Here is a 21,757-nt window from a genome sequence, read left to right on the forward strand (position 1 = left end):
TCACCTTGTGCCGGTGCGCTCGGCACAGATGATGTCCTCCTCGCCATGATCCAGCCAATTGAGTACCGATCGTCGACTGTCCAGCATGGTGCGGTAGGTCTGGATTACATGTCGGTTGGGGCGCGTCTGCTGCTCCATGTCGTCGATCCGGTCTCGCAGAAAATCGATGTCCTGTTTGACCCGGGTGCGCACGGCACGGGCGCCAGCCAGCGGCCCGCCGGTGAACAAGCTGGGTTCTGAGGTGTTCTCTGCCTCCGACATGTTTTTGATCATGAGACCCTCCATTGCTTCGCCATTGGCCTGTATCTGCCGCTCTCCTCTCCACGCTCTCCTCTCCACTCTCTCTTCTTCGCGCTTTCCTCTTCGGGTAAGTATGGGAGCCATGGGCGGGTTTGCCAGTCACTGGCAAGACTGTTTTGTCACTAATACGGCCGCGCAATATTGCGAGTCTGCATAGGGATGGCTAAGATCAGGGGAGTGGTCATAACGAGAGGATGGGACTGGATCAATGGCAGATGAACGCTTCGACCTGATTTTCCGCGGTGATATTGTGCTCGGGCAGCCCCTGGGCGAGGTCAAACAGCGGCTTCAACAGCTGCTCAAGACCGACGCGGGCAAGATCGAAAAGCTGTTTTCCGGTCGTCCGGTCGCGCTCAAGCGCGGCCTGGACAAGGCCACCGGAGAGAAATACCAGAAGGTGCTGCACAAGGCGGGCGCCCTGGTCAGCCTGGTGCCCGCTAAGAAAGCGTCCGGACAAACCGGCACGGCGCGAGCGCCGCAGCCACAACGACAACCGACGGGGCTGTCTCTGGCCCCTGTGGGCGGCTTGTTGCTCAACCCCACTGAGCGGCCGCGATTGACGCCGGTGTCGGTGGATACCAGCCAGTTGAGTCTGCGCCCGGCGGAGGGCGACCTGCTGGATGCGACCGAGCGACAGCGTGTGGAGGACGCAGCGGTGATGGTGCCGGACTTCGATCTGGCCGAAGCGGGGGCGGATCTGTTGTCGGAGGATGAGCGTCAGGGTCTGCCGTTGATGGGGGTGGAGCCCGAAGACTGGGGCCTGGCCGAGGCCGGCAGTGACCTGCTGAGCGCCGAGGAGCGCGGGCCGGAGCCCGAGCCGCCAGCGGTGGCGGCCGATTTTGACCTGGCGCCAGCGGGCAGCGACATGGGGCAACTGAAACCGCAGCAGCCGCCGGTGTCACCGGATATCAGCGGCTTGCGGCTGGAAGAGTGAACCGTTGAGGGGTCGCTGATGCTGGCCGGTGCCGGCCGGTGAAAGGGGGTCACTCACCGGCCAGACGTTCCAGAGCCGGTTACCCTTCTTTTTTGTACCGCTCGACCGAATCCAGGATCTCGCGACGCGCGGCGTCGGCGTCTTCCCAGCCGTCGATTTTGACCCACTTGCCTTTTTCCAGATCCTTGTAATGCTCAAAAAAGTGAGTGATCTGGGCCAGAGTGATCTCCGGCAGGTCGTCGGCGGACTTCACCTTGCTGTACAGCGGGGTCACCTTGTCGACCGGCACGGCCAGCACCTTGGCATCTTCGCCCGACTCGTCGGTCATTTTCAGGACACCGACCGGGCGGCAGCGAATCACGGAGCCGGGGGGCAGGGCGTGCGGAAATACCACGAGAACATCCACCGGATCGCCATCACCACACAGGGTGTGGGGCACATAGCCATAGTTGCAGGGGTAGTGCATGGCAGTGCCGAGCAGGCGGTCGACGAAAATCGCACCGCTGCCCTTGTCCACTTCGTACTTGATGGGTTCGCCGTTCATGGGAATCTCGATGATGACGTTGATATCATCGGGCACGGCCTTGCCGGAGGCTACATTGTCTAAGCTCATGGGTTGATAATCCTGCTCATTGATTGAGTGAAAAATTCGGCGCGATTTTAGCACAGATTGCCCGCGCGACGCCTACCCCGGCGGTCAGACCCAGAAGAAAGCGCCCACCAACAGCAGCACGGCGGCGAGCACCACAAGCCACAGCCAGATTTCCTGGCGCCGCTCCTTGTAGGTGGGTTCCTGACGGTTACCGGGCGAGGTCGGGCGCGTTTTCCAGCGCCTGGGGGGTAAATCGGTGATTTTCTTCGGCTTAGGCTTAGGCGTCGGGCGCTGGTTCACCGTGGTGGTGGCGCGCAAGCGGGTGCGCTCGCGATCACCCGTGGGGCTCACTACACGAAAAGTGTACACATCCAGGCGCAGCTGGTCTCCCCCGTGGGCGAGCCCTTCGGTCACCGGGCGGTCGTTCAGGTAGGTACCGTTCACCGATCCCAGGTCCTTGACGTGCAGGCTGCCGCCCTGCACACGCAACTCCACATGCCGCCGGGACAGGTGGGTTCCGGGAATGACAATATCGCACTGACTGGAGCGCCCGATGATCGCCGTGCCCTCCTCGGGGATGGTGTAACTCTGGCCTGAAAGCCAACTGCCGCTGGCCACCAGGCGCCAGGGGTCGGCGCCGCTGCGACCGGGGAGGGTATCGTCGTTGGGTTCCAGCACTTCCAGTTCCACCGGGCCCAGACGGAGTTGGTCCCCGGGGAGGATTTCCCGCTGGGTAATGCGCTGGCCATTCACAAAGCAACCGGTGTCGCTGTTGTTGTCTTTGAGAAAAATTTTCTCGGAAGTGGCGATCAGGCGCGCCTGCAGCGGGGCGATACCCTCGTCCTTGAGCACCAGGTGGTTGTCTTCCGAACTGCCGATGCTATACAGCTTATCGACCACCCAGAACGGCGGCTGGCGCTGATCCTTGAACTGTAGCTTGAGCATAAACCACTTCCATCTCAGGCGGTTGTAGGATTATATCGACAGTCTTCCAGACTTTACCATAGACTGGCGCCCAGAACCCGCACAGGGTCCGCTATCGGGCGGGCTCTTGAGGTACACTAGCGCGTATTTGATTCCCTATGAGCCATTACGGATAAGGTCATCCCCATGCTGACATTGCTTGACTCCTGGTACCGAGCCACCATCCTGCGTCACCCGGCGATCGTGCTCGCCGTGGTGGTGCTGGTGGCGATTGTGGCGGCCCTGGGGCTGCCCAACTTCAAACTGGACGCCTCGGCCGATTCGCTCACGCTGGAGAGCGACCAGTCCATCGACTACTTCCGCGAAATCAACCAGCGCTATCAGAGTGGCGATTTTCTGGTGGTGACCTATTCGCCCGAAGCCGAGATGTTTTCGGAGGAGTCTCTCGACACCCTGGAATCACTGCGCGATGAGTTGGCCGAGGTGCAGGGGGTGGAGAGCATCAACTCCATACTGGATGTGCCGCTGCTCTACTCCCCGATGCGCTCCCTGGATGAGCAGAAGGAGTCCACCCGGACACTGCAGACCGAGGGCGTCGATAAAGAAGCCGCCAAGGAAGAGTTTCTTACCAGCCCAATCTATCGCGACACCCTGCTCAGTCCCGATGCCCAGACCACGGCCCTGCAGCTGAACCTGGAGGTGGACAATCGCTACATCGACCTGGCACGCGAGCGGGATGCACTGCGCCAGAAGGCTTCGGAAGAGGGGCTGAGTGAGGAGGAAGCGCAGAGACTGGAGCAGGTGAGCCAGGAGTTCCGCTCGTACCGGACACAAGCGGCGGAGAAGGACCGTGCCCGGGTCCAGACCATACGGACCATTCTGGAAGGTTACGACGAGCGGGCCGAAGTATTCCTGGGCGGGGTGAGCATGATCACCGCCGACATGATCGCTTTTATCAAAAGCGATCTGGTGGTCTTCGGCAGCGCGATTCTGGTGTTCATCATCCTGATGCTCGCGTTCATTTTCCGCCAGTGGCGCTTTGTGATTCTGCCGCTGGCCACCTGTGTGTTTTCGGTCCTGATCATGCTCGGCTGGTTGAGCTGGATCGACTGGCGCCTGACGGTAATCTCTTCCAACTTTGTCGCCTTGTTGTTGATCCTGACCCTGGCGCTCACCATTCATCTGATTGTGCGCTATCGGGAGCTGCATGCCCAGCATGCTGACTGGCCTCAGGAGTCGCTGGTGTTGGAGACCGTCCGTCAGATGGCGCGTCCCTGTCTGTATACGGCGCTGACCACTATGGTTGCCTTTGTCTCGCTGGTGGTGAGTGATATCCGCCCGGTGATCGATTTCGGCTGGATGATGACCATTGGCCTGAGTCTGGCATTTGTTCTGGCATTTGTCCTCATCCCCTCGGGCCTGATGCTATGGCCCAAAGGCGAGCCCAAGGACAAAGGCGACCAGTCCGGCGCCATCACCCTGATTTTCTCCCGCTTCGCGGAGCGGTACGGCACGTTGGTGATTCTGATTGCGCTGGTGGCGGCCCTGGTCAGCGTCTATGGCAGTACCCTGCTCAAGGTGGAAAATCAGTTTATTGATTACTTTCACGAAGACACCGAGATCTACCAGGGCATGTCCGTCATTGATCAGAAACTCGGCGGTACCATCAATCTGGATATCATCCTGACGGCCGAACCGAGCGAGGATGCCGGCGCGAACGGTGAGGATGATCCCTTTGCCGAGCCAGAAAGCGCCGCCGATGAAAGTGCCGCGGAGGATGATCCCTTTGCCGCGCCGGGCGAAGAAGAGGGCGACTCGAGTCAGAGCGCCTGGTTCAACCGGGCGGCCCTCGACAACATCAAGGAGCTGCACAACTATCTTGAATCCCTGCCGGAGGTGGGTAAGGTCAATTCACTGGCGATTGCCTACGAAGTGGCAACCGATATCAACGGTGGCCGGCTCAACAATTTCGAGCTGGGCGTGATGCGCAACTCCCTGCCGGAGAACATCAAGAAAGTACTGATTGAGCCCTACCTGTCGGATGAGCACAACCAGGCGCGCGTCAGTCTCCGGGTGAAGGAAACCAGTCCCGAGCTGAACCGGATTCAACTGGTAGAGAAGATTCGCGAATACGCGGTCGAGGAAGTCGGGTTTGAGGAGGACCAGGTCCGCTTCACCGGCATGCTGGTACTCTACAACAATATGCTGCAAAGCCTGTTCAGCTCACAGATCGTGACCCTGGGCGCGGTATTTGTGGGCATCATGGCCATGTTTCTGGTGCTGTTCCACTCGCTGAAAATCGCCATCATCGCGATCCTGCCCAACATGCTGGCCGCCGGTGTGGTGCTCGGTGGCATGGGGCTGGCGGGCATTCCGCTCGACATGATGACCATCACCATTGCGGCCATCACGGTGGGTGTCGGGGTGGATCACGCGATTCACTACCTGTACCGCTTCCGCATGGAGTTCGCCGAGCGTGGTCGCTACGTCGACTCCATGCATGCCTCGCACGCCTCCATCGGGCGGGCCATGTACTACACGGCAATCATCATCATCGTGGGCTTTTCGATACTGGCGCTGTCAGAGTTCATTCCCTCGATCTACTTCGGCCTGCTCACCGCGTTGGCGATGTTCGCGGCGATACTCGGGTCCCTGACGCTATTGCCGAAATTGGTGTTGGTGACCAAGCCGTTTGGGAAGGAGAGCGACGCAGGATAGGGTTGCTATCACCCATAAAAAAACCGGCCTCGGCCGGTTTTTTTTATGGATGGCGTTTATTACCTGATCAGCCAGGTCAATTTCCACTTGCTTGATCACCAGGGCTGTGGCGTCTGCGTTGTGGGCAAGTACGGCGGTCGCGTTGCAGTCGGTACTGACACAGACGGAGGACCAGGTATCGACATCAAGACTAGAAGTCTCTGTGAATTATTTCCCGGCTGGAAGTGGGTTGGGTTGTCTGGTAATTAAAGCGGGATTTTTATGACTTTTTGGTGAAAGGTGGGGGCGTCGTGGAATAAAAAAACCCGGCTCCTGGGAGCCGGGTTTTCAGTCGAGTAGCCGAAGCTAGCCTTTGGTTGGATTACTCAATGGTGATTCGACGCAGCCACAGCTCTTCGCCTGCCTCACCGTCGTTGTCCAGGCTACCGCGCTGCAGCTTCAAGCCAACGCGCAGTGCGGGAGGATCTGTGGGAACGTCGGTAAAGGTACGCTCAAAGCGGTACCAACCATCGCCCAGGTCTTCCGCGTCGCTGAGACTGAACATGCTTCCGAAGAGACCTGTATAGCTGTCGCTATTCTGCTGGATGTAGAACTGGTACTGCATTCCGGGGTTTTCAGTCACATAGTAATCCGGAATGAACAGTTCATAGCCGATGGTGGCGCCTTCCAGTTCGGGCAGTTCGTCCTCACCGGCCACATACATAATGGTGCGTTCGCCGCCGGCATCGGTCGCGTCCCAGTTGGGTGCGATAGCGAGTACCCCTTCCGCTTCGTTGAAGCTCAGGTCTGGGGCGCCATTAAGGTTCTGCCAGTTGTCGTTGCTCCAGGCGGAGTCAACATTGTCGGCCGTGGCGGTCAGCTCGAACGGCCCAGTGTCTCCACTTACGCCGCCGGCATCGATTTCCATGCTGTTGATGGTCACGGTGCCTGCTGGTTCACCTTTCACCTGGAGGCCGACGCGAATGTTCTGCCCTTCTTCGGCAACAAAGGCTTCGTTGCTGGTTTCGCAAGTGAATTCAAAGGGTTCGCCGGCAGTCAGTGAGCCGTTGCCAACGTAGCACCCGAACTCGCCGGTGTAGCTGCCGAAGTTCAGCTGGATGATCGGCTGAACATCGCTGCCGCTATCTTTGAACGCCTGGTCCACGGTGAAGGTAAAGGTGAAGCTGCGTCCCACCAGGTCAGCCGGGCCGTCGAGCAGATAAACGAGTTTCTGATCGGCAGCGGTCGGTGAGAAGGCCACGGTGCCATCGGCTTGCTGAAGCTCAACACCGGTCGCGTCCATTACAGCCCAGTTTTCACTGGCCATATCGACTTCAAGCGGACCGGAACCCGAGCCGGGTGTCAGAACCACGTTGTCAATCCAGAGTTGACCGCCGACGTCGACGGGCTTGTCATTGGCCGCAAACCGGACACCGACTTCGTTGATACCCAGCAGGCTAAAGCCAGCGTCATACATGGCAAAGCTACCGTAATCTTCTTCACCTTCCTCAACTCCGCCTTCGGTGGTGGTCGCCATCTCCCAGACGTCGACACGGTTCCAGCCGGCCTCTTCAACGGGGAAGGGCTCGCTGTATGCGTTGGTGCCGTTGGCATTGGTCAGCACTAGATGCATCGCCAGGTTGCCATCCGAGACGTAGTCTTCGGTGACAAAAACCCAGACGCTGGCATTGGCGCCTTCCATATTGCTGATTTCTTCAACCGGGGTGTAGATTTCCAGGTTGTCTTCGGTGCTGGCCCATTCGGGGGCGACCGCGAGGACTTCTTCGTCGGCGTTCCAGCTCAACCCGGCCGTAGCGTCGCAGCTCTCGACGCAGCGATGCGCCCAGGAATCGATGTTGGCCTCTTCGTCAAACCGGATGTCGGTCCAGATTTCCGGCTCATCTTCGCCATTACCGTTACCGTTACCGTTACCATTTCCGTTCCCGTTACCATTGCCATTCCCGTTAGCGGGAGGAGCCTGGTCCGGGCCCAAATCGAGATCGCCGCCGCAGGCGGTGAGCGCGAATACTGTGCAGAGTGCTATAAGTGATTTCTGTAACATGTTGTAAACCCTCTATTATTCTAGTCTTCAGCGAAAGATGACCGAACTCGGCTGACTTGCCGCCTTCCAGCTGTCTGTTTCAGGAATCCATGGTCGGCCCTGACAAGCCTGGTACCGCTCCTGAATTGACTGCATGACATCTAACATAGCACACAAATGTTCTTGATGACCATAAGGTAAATGCATTTTATTTTAAGAGATTTGTGTGCCAAGCCAATTGTCTGATAAATAAACGGCTGGGGCGTCTGATCGGGCAGGGTGCAGTGGCAGGCAGCGGCGGGCTGGGACAAGCTGTTAGGGCAGGTGAGGGCAGGGCGCGGCGATCCGGTCGCCGCGCCCTGAACTTACTCCAGCCAGTCTTTGAAGATCGGCTTCAGGTTCTCGGCCCAGATCCGGTACCCCTCCCCGGACAGGTGCAGGTGATCGGGCATGATGTCCGTGCTGATATCGCCATTGTCCTCAACCAATTGGGGGCCAATATCCAGGAAGTACACCCGTTCGCGGTCGGCCAGGTGGGCAATCTGGTCATTCAGCTGCCGCACCTGGTCCCGGGCGGGGTCCTGGGCCGACTCCTTGTAGGGAAAAACGCCATGCACCAGGATTCTGGCGTTGGGGAAGGCACCCAGCAGGGTGTCAACCACGGCCTCCACACCCTGATAGACGTCATCGGGCTCGTGCTCGCTCAACCCGAAATTGTTGACCCCGATCAGCAGGGAGACCACTTGTGGGTCGAGGTTGCCCACGGCGCCGTTGTTCAGGCGCCAGAGCAGGTTTTCGGTCTTGTCGCCACCGATGCCGAAGTTGGCCGGGTTGTATTCACCGAAGTACTTCTCCCAGAGTGGCTCCGGCCAGCCTTCGGTAATGGAGTTGCCGATAAACAGCAGGTCCACATCGCTCTCGCTGGCCACCTTGACGTCCTCGGCATGCATGGCTTGCCAGCGCTCGACTGACATCCAGTCGTACTCGGTGGTCCGGGGGGAGGGGATGACCGATTCGGGGTGAGGTTCGCGCTCTTCGGCTGGCTCCGAGCAGCCCGAGAGCAGAATTCCGGCCAGCAGCAGGGCGGCCAATCCCGGGTTCGGCGAACGAGTCCATGAAGGGTTCAGCATAGTGTGGGCTCCAGTGGTTATGATTGTTGGTTGTGACCGGGTAACCGGATGTTACAGCTTCAGTGCCAGGCGCTCATTGGCCGGTTGCAGGCTCTGCACGCCCGCGAGGTTGAGAGTCAGGTCCAGCAGCTCGTCCCAGGGGTCGGCCTGGCGCATCCCCTTGATCGCCTTGTCCACGCCATTGGCCTTGCGCAACAGTTGCTGCAGTTGAGCCGGACGCAGGCGGCGCAGGGCCGTCTGGATCAGGGGCTGGCGTTTGGTCCAGACTCCGGCGGCCTGGGCGGCACGCTCAAAGGCGATGCCCTGGGCCGTCCCCTGGGAGATCTGGACCAGGGCCCGAATGTCCCGCGCCAGGGCCCACAGCAGGGTCAGCGGCTCGGTCCCTTCGACCCGCAGGCCCTGGAGGGATTTCGCGGCGCTGCGGGCGTCCCCGTGCAGCGCCTTGTCCACCATGCCGAACACATCGTAGCGGGCGCTGTCGGCGACCACCGAGGCCATCAATTCCGTGCTGATCAGCGAATCCGAGGTGAGCAGCTTCAGTTTTTCGATTTCCTGGGCGGCGGCCAGCAGATTGCCCTCGACGCGTGAGGCGAGCAGTTCAATGGCGGTGCTGTCGGCGCGCAGGCCTGCGGCTTTCAGGCGCTGTCCGATCCAGCGGGGCAGCTGGGCCGGTGGTACGGGCCAGACCTGCACATGGGCTCCCTGGCCCTCGAGGGCTTTGACCCACTTGGATTTCTGTACGTTGCGATCGAGCTTGCCGGTGACCACCAGCAGCAGATTGTCGGGGGAGGGGTCCCGGGCATACTCCTGCAGCACCTTGCTGCCTTTATCGCCAGGCTTGCCGGTGGGCAGGCGCACCTCGAGTATTTTCTTGTCGGCAAACAGGGACAGACTGTTGGCGGCGCTGAGCAGTTGGGTCCAGTCGAAACCGGCATCGGCGTGGTAGAGCTCGCGCTCAGCAAAGCCGGAGGCGCGGGCGCCGGCGCGAATCTGGTCGCAGGCCTCCTGAATCAGCAGAGGCTCCTCGCCGCTGACCAGATAAATGGGCGCCAACCCCTGTTTCAGGGTGGCCTCCAGCTGCTCAGGGCGCAGTTTCGCCATTATCCGCGTCTCCGTTTCCCAGTGTGGTCGGAATCGGCTCTTGAGTGGCAGGCGGTTTGCCCTGATCGGCCTGGGCGGCGTTGATGGCCGCCTGCAGCTGGCGCAGGATCTGTTGCGACAGCTCACGGCGCATTTCGCTCAGGACCAGCTCCTCCTCCTGGGCGCCGCTGCCGGCACTGCTGGCACTGGCGTCGTAGGAGCGGGTGACGCGGCTGGTGAGATTGTTGGCCAGCGCCGTGCCACCGCCGTTGAGGACATTGAAGCGGGCGATGAGAGTGATTTCGTAAGCGCTGGCCAGAGCGTCACCGCCCACCGCGGCGACCCGTTTCTCGGTGGTTTCTTCGGTGACCTGCAGGGCGTACTGCGCCCCGACGGGGCTGTCCACCAGAGTGACGTCGTTGGCCTGCAGCCGTTGGCGCAACTCGGTCATCAGTGGGCCGTAATCATTGCCCCCGGTCAGGTAGAGGGTGTCGACCATGCTGGACAGGGCGACGCTGCCGCGCAGCTGCCAGCCGCAGGCCGAGACCATCACCATCAGAAAGCCGTAAAAAAACAATCGCAGCATGCGCAGCGTCCTCGAGCGGGCCGCCGGCGGGAGAGCCCGCCGGGGCTTATCCAGTTAAGAGGCAAAATATTCAGTTGGCGACAATATTGACCAGTTTGTTGGGCACGACAATGACCTTGCGCACCGTCGCGCCTTCCAGAAAGCGCTGGACATTGGGCTGTGCCCGGGCCAGCTTTTCCATGTCTTCGCGCGGAGCGTCCACTGGCGCCTGGATCTTGTCCCGGACCTTGCCGTTGACCTGTACCACCACCTCGATGGCCGAGCGCTCCAGTGCCGCCTCATCCACGCTGGGCCAGGGCGCGTCCAGGGGGATGCCTTCGTGGCCCATGGCCTGCCAGAGCGCCTGGGTCAGGTGCGGCACAATGGGTGCCAGCAGGAGCACGGCCGCCTCCAGTGCCTCACGTTCCACTGCCAGTCCTTCCGGGTTGGCCCGGTCGGAGAGCTTGCCGACCTCGTTCATCAGTTCCATCACCGCGGCAATGGCGGTGTTGAAGGTCTGCCGACGCCCATAGTCATCGCTGACCTTGGCAATGGTCTCGTGGGTCTTGCGGCGCAGGTCTTTCTGTTTGTCGGGCAGGGCGTCCTGATCGATCTGTCCGGGTTCGCCCGCCTGCAGATGGGAGTGCACGGTCTTCCACAGGCGGCGCAGGAAGCGGTGGGCGCCTTCCACGCCCGAGTCGCTCCACTCCATGCTCTGCTCGGGTGGGGCGGCGAACATGGAGAACAGGCGTACCGTATCGGCGCCAAACTGATCGATCAGCTCGCCCGGGTCCACGGTGTTGCCCTTGGATTTGCTCATCTTGGCGCCGTCTTTGAGCACCATGCCCTGGCACAGCAACCGCTCAAACGGCTCGGGGCAGCTGACCAGCCCCTCGTCGCGCATCAGCTTGTGGAAAAAGCGGGCGTACAGCAGGTGCAGAATGGCGTGCTCGATGCCCCCGACATACTGATCCACCGGGAGCCAGTAGGCGGTGGCCTCGGGGTCCAGCATACCCTTATCGTACTGGGGGCAGGTGTAGCGGGCGTAGTACCAGGACGATTCCATGAAGGTATCGAAGGTGTCGGTTTCACGCTCTACGGGCTTGCCGTCGAGCTCGTCCTTGCGCCACTCGGGGTCGGCCTTGAGCGGCGACTGGACCCCGTCCATCACCACGTCTTCGGGCAGGAGGATCGGGAGTTTGTCCGCCGGTACCGGAATCTCGCCGCCCTCGGGCAGGCTGTACATGGGAATGGGGGCACCCCAGTAGCGCTGGCGGGAGACGCCCCAGTCGCGCAGGCGATAATTGTGAGTGATCCGACCCTGGTTGGCGGCCTTCAGTGCCTGGGCGATGACTTCAAATGCGCCCTTGAAGTCCAGGCCGTCGTACTCGCCAGAGTTGATCAGGACGCCCTTTTCGGTAAAGGCGGCGGTTTCAATGTCGCACTCTTCGCCGTTGGCGGGGGCAATCACCTGCTTGATGGGCAATTGATAGTTGCGGGCAAACTCGTAGTCGCGCTCATCGTGCGCCGGTACGGCCATCACCGCGCCGGAGCCGTAGCTCATCAGCACATAGTTGGCGACCCAGACCGGGACCGGCTCGCCGGTGATCGGGTGTTTGGCCTTGATGCCGGTGTCCATGCCCTGTTTCTGCATGTTGGCCATGTCGGCCTCGGCCACGGACTGCTTCTTGCACTGCTCGACGAAGGTGGCCAGTTCCGGGTTGTTTTCCGCCAGCGCCTGGGTGATGGGATGCTCGGCGGCCAGGCTGACATAGGTCACGCCCATCAGAGTGTCGGGACGTGTAGTGTAGACCTCGAAGCTCTCGTGCTCGCCCACCGGTTCGGACAGGTCGAAGCGCATCTCCACGCCCCGGCTTTTGCCGATCCAGTTGCGCTGCATGGTTTTGACCTGCTCGGGCCAGTGGGGCAGCTTGTCCAGATCCGCCAGCAGTTCGTCAGCGTAGTCGGTGATCTTGATGAACCACTGGGGAATTTCCTTGCGCTCCACCAGCGCGCCCGAGCGCCAGCCCCGGCCGTCTACCACCTGTTCATTGGCCAGAACCGTCTGGTCTTCCGGGTCCCAGTTGACCGTGGACATCTTCTTGTAGACCAGCCCCTTCTCGTACAGGCGGGTAAAAAACCATTGTTCCCACTTGTAGTAATCGGGTTTGCAAGTGGTCACTTCGCGCGACCAGTCAAAGCCGAAACCCAACTGCTTGAGCTGGGCCCGCATGGCCTCGGTGTTGGCATAGGTCCATTTTGCAGGGGCGGTCTTGTTCTTGATGGCGGCGTTTTCCGCCGGCAGGCCGAAGGCATCCCAGCCCATGGGGTGGAGCACGTTTTTACCCTGCATCCGCTGATAGCGAGCGATCACATCGGAGATGGTGTAGTTGCGCACGTGGCCCATGTGCAGTTTGCCGCTGGGGTAGGGGAACATGGACAGGCAGTAGAACTTCTCGCGGCTGCGATCCTCAACAACTTTGAACGTCTGATGTTCGTCCCAGTAGCTCTGGGCCTGGGCTTCGACTTGCTCGGGATGGTATTGCTCTTCCATTGGGGGTTTGGGCCTGTTTCGGTCATCAATGTCAAAAGCGGCAATTATAGAGCCTTGGGGCCTATAAAGCGAAGGGGCGGGAAGCTCCCGGGCGCTGTGATATGCTCTGATGCTCCAATAAAACCAAAATACCTGAACTTGAGGGATAAATGATGAGAGAGAACCTCTGGGCGCCCGGGCGCCTGCTTTGTCTGTTGGTTGCCTGTCTGCTGCCGCTTGGCGCGATGGCCGGGCCGGAGAGACCGCAAAATGCCTTGCCACTCTGGCCCGAGCGCGAACCCGTGACGCCCGATCGGGAGACCATCAAAGACAACCGGGTCTTCAGTGTCGATAACCCCTCGATCACGCCTTACTGGCCCGACGCTCCGGCCGCCGGCGCGCCGGCCGTGGTGATTTTTCCCGGAGGCGGCTATCAGCGTCTGGCCTTTGATAAAGAGGGCGTGGCCGCCGCCCGATGGCTGAACGAGCTGGGCATAGCCGCCTTCGTCGTGAAGTACCGGATGGTGGAATACGGCCACCCCGCGCCGCTGCTCGATGGCCTGCGGGCCGTCCGCCATGTGCGGGCTAATGCGGCCACCTGGGGGCTGGATCCCGATCGGATCGGGGTGCTGGGGTTTTCCGCCGGCGGCCACCTGGCGGGCAGCGTGGCGCTGCGCTCAGCGTTTACCCACTCTGATCTGGCCGATGATCCCTGGGGTCGGGTAAGTGCCCGCCCGGATTTTGCCATTCTGCTGTATCCGGTGGTCACCATGGAGGACCCGCACACCCATAAGGGCTCGCGTGAGGCGCTGTTGGGGAAAGACCCTTCAGAGAAGACCCAGCGCGAACATTCGCTCGAGCATCAGGTGGGCAGCAGTGCGCCTCCCCTGTTTCTGGTTCACGGCAGCGGCGATCAGAGTGTGCCGGTCGAGAACAGTCTGATGTTGTTCGAAGCCGCGCTTCCCAAGAGCCCAAAATCGGAGTTGCACATCTACCAGACGGATCGACACGGTTTTGGTCTGTTGCCGGACGAGGGCTCGGCATCCTTCTGGCCGGAAGCGGCGGAGCAGTGGTTACGATACAATGAGTTCGTTGAGTAGGGTCGAAAAAAGGCCCGCTTGTGAGACTGAAAACTAAAAAAGAGAGAATGAACCATGCAATCAACCATCGTAAAAACCTGGGCCCAAACCCTCGGGCTTCTGGCGCTGGCGGCCGTCATTGTTACCGGCTGCACCACCACAGAGCAGGCACCCATGCAGAGTAAACCCACCCTGTTTCTGGTGGGCGACTCCACCATGGCCGATCAGCCTGCCGACAAACATCCCGAGCAGGGCTGGGGGCAGGCGCTTCCCGAATTTCTGGGCTCCGACATCGAGCTTGAAAACCACGCCAAAAACGGCCGGAGCACCAAAAGTTTTGTCGACGAAGGGCGCTGGCAGGCCGTCAAGGACAGCCTGAAACCGGGCGATTTTGTCGTGATCGGCTTTGGCCACAACGACCAGAAAGACCAGGACGAGACTCGCTACGCGGCCCCCTGGAGCGATTACCGGGACTACCTGGAGACCATGGTCGACGACGTGCGTGCTGCCGGTGCCCAGCCGATGCTGGTGACCTCCATCTACCGGCGCAAATTCGACGCCGAGGGCCTGCCCGAGGCGACGCTGGGTGACTACCCCGAAGTGACCCGCGCCGTGGCCAGCGAGCGCGACGTGCCTCTGGTAGACCTGAACGTCAAAACCCGGGATATGCTGATGGAAACCGGTGTCGAGGGTTCAGCCGACATCTATATGCAGATCGAGCCGGGCGCCTACGACACCCTGCCCGAGGGCAAAGACGACAACACCCACCTGCAGGTGCGCGGCGCCCAGCGCGTGGCGAAAATGTTCGTGGATGAGGTCAAATCGCGCGATCTGCCCCTGGCCAGCTACCTGGTCACCCCCTGACTCTCAGTCAGGCGGGCCGTCAGGCGGCCACTTCAGCCCAAAATTGGGCTTGCCAAGGGGCGGCGGGTGCCTTACAATCGCCGCCCCTGAAAAACCGAACCAACGACGCAAGCTCCGGAAAGCGCCCCGGGCACCCCGAACGCTGCTTCGTGTCGTCCAATACAGAGTATTTGGAGCAACTATGTACGCAATTTTTGAAAGTGGTGGCAAGCAACACCGTGTCGTGGAAGGGGAAACCCTGAAACTGGAAAAAATCGAAGTCGCCACCGGTGAAACCGTCGAGTTCGACAAAGTTTATCTGGTCGCCAATGGCGAAGATGTGAAAGTGGGCGCACCGGTAGTCGATGGTGCCAAAGTGACCGCTGAGGTGATCAACCACGGTCGCGGCGATAAGGTGAAAATCATCAAATTCCGCCGTCGCAAGCACTCCATGAAGCGTCAAGGGCACCGTCAGTGGTTCACTGAAGTGAAAATCACTGGAATCAAAGGTTAAGAGGAGTATAGACAATGGCTCACAAAAAAGCGGGCGGTAGTACACGTAACGGGCGCGATTCCGAAAGTAAACGGCTCGGCGTCAAAGTATACGGTGGCGAAGCCATCCCCGCCGGCGGCATCATCGTTCGTCAGCGCGGCACTCGGTTTCACCCCGGAGTGAACGTGGGTCTGGGCAAAGACCACACCCTGTTCGCCAAGGCCGAAGGCCGGGTGAAGTTCGAAACCAAAGGTGACAAGGGTCGCAAATACGTGAGCGTCGAAACGGCGTAACACGGTTTGATCCCCTTAGGCCGGCTCCTCAACAGAGACCGGCCCACCTCTGAAGAAGCCCTGTCGAGCGTTCGATGGGGCTTTTTTTGTTGTTTCGAGAGGGCTTTGATCAATTCGCAGCTTAATTTGGCACTGAGGGCTACTTTGGGGTGAACGACTCCAAGACCGTCAACCGCGGGACTAGTGTTGACGAGTTACAGGGAAGTACTCGCCACGTGTCTTGGAGTCGTTCACCCCAAAGTAGACCGGTGGTGATTAAAAACAGTAGATTTTGATTCGGCACCCAGTGCCGGGAGTGAACAGTGAAATTTGTAGATGAAGCGCCCATTCACGTCGAAGCGGGCAAAGGCGGCAACGGCTGCCTCAGCTTCCGGCGGGAAAAATTTATCGCCAAAGGCGGTCCCGACGGCGGTGACGGCGGCGATGGCGGCAGCGTCTACCTGGTCGCCGACGAAAGCCTCAACACCCTCATCGACTACCGCTTCCAGCCCCGCTACCGGGCCCAGAACGGCCAGAAAGGCAGCGGCAAAAACTGCACCGGCAGCAAAGGCGAAGACCTGCTCATGCCCGTGCCCGTCGGCACCACCGTCATCGACAGCGACACCGGCGAACAGCTGGGCGACCTGACCGAAGTGGGTCAGCGCCTCAAAGTCGCCCAGGGCGGCTTCCACGGCCTGGGCAACACCCGCTTCAAATCCAGTGTCAATCGCGCCCCGCGCCAGACCAGCGACGGCAGCGAAGGCGAAACGCGCAACCTCAAGCTCGAACTGAAAGTACTGGCCGACGTCGGCCTGCTGGGCATGCCCAACGCGGGCAAATCCAGCTTCATCCGCGCCATCAGCTCCGCCAAGCCCAAAGTCGCCGGCTACCCCTTCACCACCCTCGTCCCCAACCTGGGCGTGGTCAAAGTGCAGAAGCACCGCAGCTTCGTCGTGGCCGACATTCCCGGCCTGATCGAAGGCGCCGCCGACGGCGCCGGCCTGGGCATCCGTTTTCTCAAGCACCTGACCCGCTGCCGCTTCCTGCTGCACATCGTCGACATGGCCCCCTACGACGACTCCGACCCGGAAGCCCAGGTACGGGCCATCACCAAGGAGCTGGAAAGCTTCAGCCCCACCCTCGCCAAACGCGAGCGCTGGCTGCTGCTCAACAAAGTCGACCTGTTGCCGCCCGACGAAGTGGACGAGCGCTGCCAGGCGCTGGTCAAAGCGCTGGATTGGCAGGGGCCGGTATTCCCGATCTCGGCCATGGAACAGACCGGCACCGCGCCCCTGTGCGGTAAGATCATGACCTACCTGGAAGACATCTGGGAAGAGGAAGCCGAGAGCGAAGAGGCGCGTGAGCGCGAATTCAACATCCAGTCGGCCATGGCGAGCGAAGTGCGCGAGCGGGTTGAAACCCTGCGCGAACGTCGCCGCTCAAACAAGGACGACGATGATGACGACTTCGACGATGACGATTACGATGTGGAAGTGGAGTACGTGCGTTAACGTACGCGGGTTACAGACGTGCGCTAAACAGGCCCAATGATGAATCAGAGACATTCCGTAACCGGTGCCCGGCGCTGGGTGGTCAAGATCGGCAGCTCGCTGCTCACCAACGATGGCCGGGGCCTGGACTCGGCCGCCATTGCCGGCTGGGTAGCCCAGATGGCCTCGCTGCGCGAGCAGGGCATTGAACTGGTGCTGGTCTCCTCCGGCGCTGTGGCGGCCGGGCTGACCCGCCTGGGCTGGCCCCGCCGGCCCACCGCCGTGCACCAGCTGCAGGCGGCGGCCGCCGTGGGCCAGATGGTCCTGGTGCAGACCTACGAGAGCGCCTTCCAGCAGTACGGCCTGCACACTGCTCAGGTGCTGCTCGATCACGATGACCTCTCCTCCCGCGAGCGCTACCTCAACGCCCGCTCCACACTGCGCACCCTGCTGGATCTGGGCGTGGTCCCGGTGGTCAACGAAAACGACACGGTTGTGACCGATGAAATCCGCTTCGGTGACAACGACACTCTGGGCGCCCTGGTGGCCAACCTGATCGAAGCCGACCTGCTGGTGATCCTCACCGATCAGGCCGGCATGTACGACAGTGACCCCCGCAACAATCCCGAGGCCCGCCTGCTGCCCCAGCTGGCCGCCGATGATCACACCCTGGAGAGCATGGCCGGCGGTGGCGGTGTGCTCGGGCGTGGCGGTATGCTCACCAAAGTGCGCGCGGCCCGGGTCGCGGCCCGCTCCGGGGCCGATACCCTGATACTGGGTGGGCGCACCGACCAGGCGCTGGTGCGCGCCCAGAGTGGTGAGTTGCTGGGCACGCTGCTCACGGCCGGTCAGGAGCCCCAGGCGGCGCGCAAGCGCTGGATTGCCGGGCAGCTGCAGACACGCGGTATCCTGACGCTCGATGACGGGGCGGTTACGGTGCTGCGGGACAAAGGCAAAAGCCTCCTGCCCGTCGGGGTCAAGGGCGTCAAGGGCGACTTTACCCGGGGCGACATGGTGATCTGCGTCGCGCCCGACGGCACCGAAATTGCCCGGGGGCTGGTGAATTACAGTGCCGAGGAGGCACGCAAAATCATCGGTCGCCCGAGCGGCGATATACTGGCCCAACTCGGGTACAAGGACGATGACGAACTGGTGCACCGCGACAATCTGGTGCTGACGGACGCGTGAGAGGGAAGTCTCCAATGAAATGGCAATGGATTCGTCGACTGGTCAACTTCTGGCCACCGCTGTTTTTTACCGGCATCAAGGCCACCCATATCAGCGCCGATTTCCGGCATATCGAGGTGGTGCTCAAGTTGCGCTGGTACAACCGCAACTTTGTGGGCACCCAGTTTGGTGGCAGCCTCTTTGCCATGACCGACCCCTGGTACATGCTGATGCTGGTGTACAACCTGGGCCCGGACTACTACGTCTGGGACAAGAGTGCCCACATCGATTTTATTGCCCCCGGCCGCAGCGCTGCCCGGGCGGTGTTCCGGATCGACGATGCTACCCTCGAGCGCATCCGCGAGCACACTGCCGCGGGCAAAAAATACCTGCCCAACTTCGCCATCGATATCACCGACCGTGAGGGCCACCTGGTGGCGACCGTTCACCGCACGGTTTACGTCCGGCGCAAACCGCATAAACGCCAGTAAGTCAGAGGCTCAGGCGGGGATCGTCCGATCCCGGGCCCAGGCGCGCAGCCGTTGCAGTTTCTCGGCCATGATCACTGACAGCGGGCTGGTGTTGGCAATTTCCGTGAGAATCGCCTCGGTGTCGAGTCCCTCGCGCCCGGCACTGTAGCGAGCGCCGACAATGGCCTGCTCGATTTCCGCGCCCGAGAAACCGTCACTGGCCAGCGCCAGTCGGTCAAGATCAAACTGCGTCGGGTCCAGCTCGCGCTTGCGCAGATGGATCTCGAAAATGGCGCGACGCACGGCCTGATCGGGCAGGTCGACGAAAAAAATCTCGTCCATGCGGCCCTTGCGGATCAGTTCGGGGGGTAACTGACTGATGTCGTTACTGGTGGCGGTGAGAAACACCCGGCTCTTGCGCTCGGCCATCCAGGTGAGCAGGGTGCCCAGCATCCGGCGGGAGGTGCCGTCATCGCTGCTGCCCTGCGCCAGGCCTTTTTCGATTTCATCCAGCCAGAGCACACAGGGCGCCATGGCGTCGGCCAGTTGCAGCGCCTCGCGCAGGTTGCGCTCGGTCTCGCCGTGGTACTTGTTGTACAGCGCACCGATATCCAGGCGCAGCAGAGGCAGCCCCCAGGTCCCGGCCACCGCCTTGGCCGCCAGGCTTTTGCCGCCGCCCTGAACGCCCACCATCAGCAGCCCCTTGGGTAGCTCGGTGCCCGGGTCGGGCGCGTGGATGACCTCCAGGCGGGCCTGCAGCCAGCGTTTGAGGTTCTCCAGCCCCGCGACCTGGGAGAAATCGGCCGTCTCGTACTCAAAGCTCATGGCCCCTTCCATGTCCATCAGGGCGAACTTGGCCTTGTTGACTGCCGGTAGATCTTCTTCGGTAATGGCCCCATCCTGCCAGATGGCGATGCGCACCAAGCGGCGAACGTCGCCGGCACTCAGGCCCTGGAGGTTGGCCAGAAGCTTGCGCAGGGTGTCGTTGTCGGTCTTGATCCGCACCTGGCCGTTCTGTTTGGAGTAGTGACGCGCCTCCTCCCGGATGATGGCCATGATCTGTTCATCGGTGGGCAGTGACAGGGCAAACGAGGCGCTGTAGCGGGCGATCTCCGGCGGCATTTCCAGTCGGTGGCTGAGCAGTACCACCGCGTGGGGCACCTGGCTGTGGTTCAGGGCGATATCCTTGAGCAGCCGGATATTGTGGGGCTGGTCGGTCAGGTAGGGGTGCAGATCGCACAGCAGGAACAACCCGGGCTCGGTCTGGGCCTTGATATGCTCCAGCATGTCGCTCGGGTCCTGATGCTCCCTTTTCCTGGGCGTCAACTGCGGGCCGAAGCCCAGGCGGGTAAGGCCATCGGTCACCGACCAGCGGTGCAGCGTCCGCTCCTTCTCCCGCGCTACACGCAGCAGCAGGTTGATGACTTTGTTCTCCTCATGGGTCTCGATCACTATGAGCGAAACCCGTGAGTCCAACATCAGTTTCAGGTCGTGGGTGTCCTGCATGATCCATCTGCCTCGGCGCTTTCGGGTGGTCGGGAGATTCTTATTGTTAAAAACCCGAAATCCTAGAAGGCGCCGCCCCCAAAGTCAATTGCCCTCGGCGGCCCGCTCGTAGGCGCCGATATCGGGCGCTTCCCCTTCGTGGGGCACCTCCAGGTCGAAACCGGCATCAATCAGAATACTGTCGGGCGCCGGCTTCAGAAGGTCGATATCGGGCAGTGAACCGTCGGCCTGGCGCTCGCCGTAGGCGGCCTGGGTATCCAGACTGATAAAGTCACTCGCCGACAGGTCGCCGTCCAGCTGCCAGCTGTTGTCGTTCACCTGATCGGAGCGGTTCAGGACGCTGTTGCTACCGTCGAGACTGGCGTTATTGCGTATGATGTGATCGCCCGTCGGAAAGGTGAAGTTGCGACCGTTGTTGTAGGCGGTGTTGTGTGCGACCAGCAGCTTTCCCCGGTTGCTGTTCTGGTCAAAACCCTTGGAGTCGTCAAACGGCCCGCGGTTGTCGAAGGCGAGATTGCGATAGAGAATATGGCTGTTCCGATCCTCTTCGCTGCGGCCCACCTTGAAGCCGTTGCCATTGCCGTCGAAATTGCTCGGGTTGCCAAAGGCGTCCGGATCGCCGTTGTTGAAGGCCCAGTTGTTGTACAGCACGATGGTGTTTTCTGCTTCCCAGAAATCGTAGCCGTCGTCGGAGTTCTGCCAGGCCCGGTTGCCGTAAAACACATTGCCCTCACCCAGTCGATTGCCTTTGGCTCCAAAGCCGTCGGCATCCTGGCCCACCCGCTCTTCGGCGTAGTCGAAGTTGCGGTAGCTGTCGCAGTTCATGATCAGGTTGTGCGCCGCGAGGCCGCCCACGTTTATCCCGGTATCATAGCTGTCGTGCACCACGAGTCGCTCCAGCCGGTTGTGACTGCCTTCAAGGCCCAGACCGTTGTGGCCGGCATTGCGGATGGTCAGGCCGATCAGGTGCCAGTAGTCGGTATCCAGGCGCACCCCGTGGTTGCCCAGGGGCTGGCCCTCGAAATCCAGAATCGGTGTTTCCCCGGGGTGGGCGATGACAATGATGGGCGCCTCCTCGGTGCCGTGCGCCGAATCGGGGGCCCGAATCTGAATGGTGTCGGTCTGAAAGTACTCGCCGCCGCGCATCACGATGACATCGCCCGGCTGGGCCTGTCGGGTGGCGTGGCTCAGGGTGGCGAAGGGGTCCGCTTCCGTACCGGCCAGATCGTCGCTGCCGTCGGGCGAGACAAAATAGGTGTTCTCACCGTCGGGAAGGGTGTCCGGGGCAGTAGGGGTCGGTACTTCTGGGAGCAGAGAAAGGTCAAATGCCGGCTCTTCGGTCGGGTTGTCCGAGGAGGCGCTGGAGGAACTGCTCGAACGGCTGCTGGAGCCCTCATTCTCACTGTCGTTGTTATCACTGCCTCCACAGGCCGCCAGCAGGCAGCTGAACACAAAAATCTGACTCAGTTGTAGCGTGGTTGATTTGAACATCATTGGTCTCTCACATCATTATGTTGTTATCGGATTTTTTATAGTCTGGTTGGTACCGATACCCTACCGCAATGGTCGCATTGGTCAAGGATTATTCGGTGGCGGACTGGCCAGGTCGCAAGTCCGGGTTGGGTGGTGCGGTTTTCCCGA

At 61.0% G+C, this 21,757-nt stretch carries 19 protein-coding genes; 9 read left to right on the forward strand and 10 right to left on the reverse strand.

All coding sequences use genetic code 11. From position 1 onward, the window contains the following. Positions 1–273: a hypothetical protein gene (locus AAE484_RS00130; RefSeq protein ID WP_341936277.1), complete on the reverse strand. Its 273-nt coding sequence runs from the start codon at positions 271–273 to the stop codon at positions 1–3. 235 nt (positions 274–508) lie between these two features. Between AAE484_RS00130 and AAE484_RS00135 the strand changes: the two genes are divergently transcribed. Next, positions 509–1,234 (forward strand): hypothetical protein, encoded by a 726-nt coding sequence (locus tag AAE484_RS00135; RefSeq protein ID WP_341936278.1) that lies wholly within the window; start codon positions 509–511, stop codon positions 1,232–1,234. A gap of 79 nt (positions 1,235–1,313) precedes the next feature. Here AAE484_RS00135 and ppa read toward each other — a convergent pair whose 3' ends face one another. Both ppa and AAE484_RS00145 read right to left on the reverse strand, forming a co-directional pair. Beyond that, positions 1,314–1,847, reverse strand: a complete 534-nt coding sequence (gene ppa / locus AAE484_RS00140) for an inorganic diphosphatase (RefSeq protein WP_341936279.1) — start codon at positions 1,845–1,847, stop codon at positions 1,314–1,316. Positions 1,848–1,931: 84 nt separating this feature from the next. After that, positions 1,932–2,771: an FHA domain-containing protein gene (locus tag AAE484_RS00145; protein WP_341936280.1), complete on the reverse strand. Its 840-nt coding sequence runs from the start codon at positions 2,769–2,771 to the stop codon at positions 1,932–1,934. A 165-nt stretch (positions 2,772–2,936) separates the two neighbouring features. Between AAE484_RS00145 and AAE484_RS00150 the strand changes: the two genes are divergently transcribed. Then, positions 2,937–5,468 carry an efflux RND transporter permease subunit gene (locus AAE484_RS00150; protein ID WP_341936281.1) on the forward strand — a complete coding sequence of 844 codons (2,532 nt, stop codon included), beginning with the start codon at positions 2,937–2,939 and terminating at the stop codon, positions 5,466–5,468. A gap of 361 nt (positions 5,469–5,829) precedes the next feature. On the opposite strand, the gene AAE484_RS00155 is transcribed toward AAE484_RS00150, so the two are convergent. From AAE484_RS00155 to leuS, 5 genes are all read right to left on the reverse strand, one after another. Then, a complete protein-coding gene (locus AAE484_RS00155; protein ID WP_341936282.1) occupies positions 5,830–7,509 on the reverse strand; it encodes a family 15 carbohydrate-binding domain-containing protein in 1,680 nt (559 codons plus the stop codon). Positions 7,510–7,853: 344 nt separating this feature from the next. Continuing rightward, entirely contained in the window at positions 7,854–8,618 is a 765-nt protein-coding gene (locus AAE484_RS00160) for a GDSL-type esterase/lipase family protein (RefSeq protein WP_341936283.1), read from the reverse strand. A 51-nt stretch (positions 8,619–8,669) separates the two neighbouring features. Continuing rightward, complete coding sequence (gene holA, locus AAE484_RS00165) at positions 8,670–9,719, reverse strand: DNA polymerase III subunit delta (RefSeq protein ID WP_341936284.1); 1,050 nt, start codon at positions 9,717–9,719, stop codon at positions 8,670–8,672. After that, positions 9,700–10,284, reverse strand: a complete 585-nt coding sequence (locus AAE484_RS00170) for an LPS-assembly lipoprotein LptE (RefSeq protein ID WP_341936285.1) — start codon at positions 10,282–10,284, stop codon at positions 9,700–9,702. The genes holA and AAE484_RS00170 overlap by 20 nt, the downstream gene beginning before the upstream one ends. 70 nt (positions 10,285–10,354) lie before the next feature. Next, positions 10,355–12,817 (reverse strand): leucine--tRNA ligase, encoded by a 2,463-nt coding sequence (gene leuS, locus AAE484_RS00175; protein WP_341936286.1) that lies wholly within the window; start codon positions 12,815–12,817, stop codon positions 10,355–10,357. Positions 12,818–12,966: 149 nt separating this feature from the next. Between leuS and AAE484_RS00180 the strand changes: the two genes are divergently transcribed. The 7 genes from AAE484_RS00180 (at position 12,967) to AAE484_RS00210 (ending at position 18,631) form a co-directional block, all read left to right on the forward strand. Next, on the forward strand, positions 12,967–13,896 hold the full coding sequence (locus AAE484_RS00180) for an alpha/beta hydrolase (protein ID WP_341936287.1): 930 nt from the start codon (positions 12,967–12,969) through the stop codon (positions 13,894–13,896). Between the two features lie 54 nt (positions 13,897–13,950). Then, positions 13,951–14,739, forward strand: a complete 789-nt coding sequence (locus AAE484_RS00185; protein ID WP_341936288.1) for a rhamnogalacturonan acetylesterase — start codon at positions 13,951–13,953, stop codon at positions 14,737–14,739. A 181-nt stretch (positions 14,740–14,920) separates the two neighbouring features. Further along, positions 14,921–15,232: a 50S ribosomal protein L21 gene (gene rplU / locus AAE484_RS00190; RefSeq protein WP_341936289.1), complete on the forward strand. Its 312-nt coding sequence runs from the start codon at positions 14,921–14,923 to the stop codon at positions 15,230–15,232. A 14-nt stretch (positions 15,233–15,246) separates the two neighbouring features. After that, the gene (gene rpmA, locus AAE484_RS00195; RefSeq protein ID WP_341936290.1) at positions 15,247–15,504 is read left to right on the forward strand and encodes a 50S ribosomal protein L27; all 258 of its coding nucleotides are present in this window, start codon (positions 15,247–15,249) and stop codon (positions 15,502–15,504) included. 302 nt (positions 15,505–15,806) lie between these two features. Beyond that, positions 15,807–16,994 (forward strand): Obg family GTPase CgtA, encoded by a 1,188-nt coding sequence (gene cgtA, locus AAE484_RS00200; protein ID WP_341936291.1) that lies wholly within the window; start codon positions 15,807–15,809, stop codon positions 16,992–16,994. 39 nt (positions 16,995–17,033) lie between these two features. Then, the gene (gene proB / locus AAE484_RS00205) at positions 17,034–18,161 is read left to right on the forward strand and encodes a glutamate 5-kinase (RefSeq protein WP_341936638.1); all 1,128 of its coding nucleotides are present in this window, start codon (positions 17,034–17,036) and stop codon (positions 18,159–18,161) included. A 14-nt stretch (positions 18,162–18,175) separates the two neighbouring features. Beyond that, positions 18,176–18,631 (forward strand): DUF4442 domain-containing protein, encoded by a 456-nt coding sequence (locus tag AAE484_RS00210; protein ID WP_341936292.1) that lies wholly within the window; start codon positions 18,176–18,178, stop codon positions 18,629–18,631. Positions 18,632–18,640: 9 nt separating this feature from the next. Here the strand turns inward: AAE484_RS00210 and AAE484_RS00215 are convergent, their stop codons facing one another. Then, entirely contained in the window at positions 18,641–20,116 is a 1,476-nt protein-coding gene (locus tag AAE484_RS00215; RefSeq protein WP_341936293.1) for an AAA family ATPase, read from the reverse strand. Between the two features lie 84 nt (positions 20,117–20,200). After that, complete coding sequence (locus AAE484_RS00220) at positions 20,201–21,610, reverse strand: right-handed parallel beta-helix repeat-containing protein (protein WP_341936294.1); 1,410 nt, start codon at positions 21,608–21,610, stop codon at positions 20,201–20,203. Positions 21,611–21,757 lie beyond the last annotated feature (147 nt).

Source organism: Marinimicrobium sp. C2-29 (assembly GCF_038419845.1).
In the GTDB taxonomy this organism is placed as follows: Bacteria; Pseudomonadota; Gammaproteobacteria; order Pseudomonadales; family Cellvibrionaceae; genus Marinimicrobium.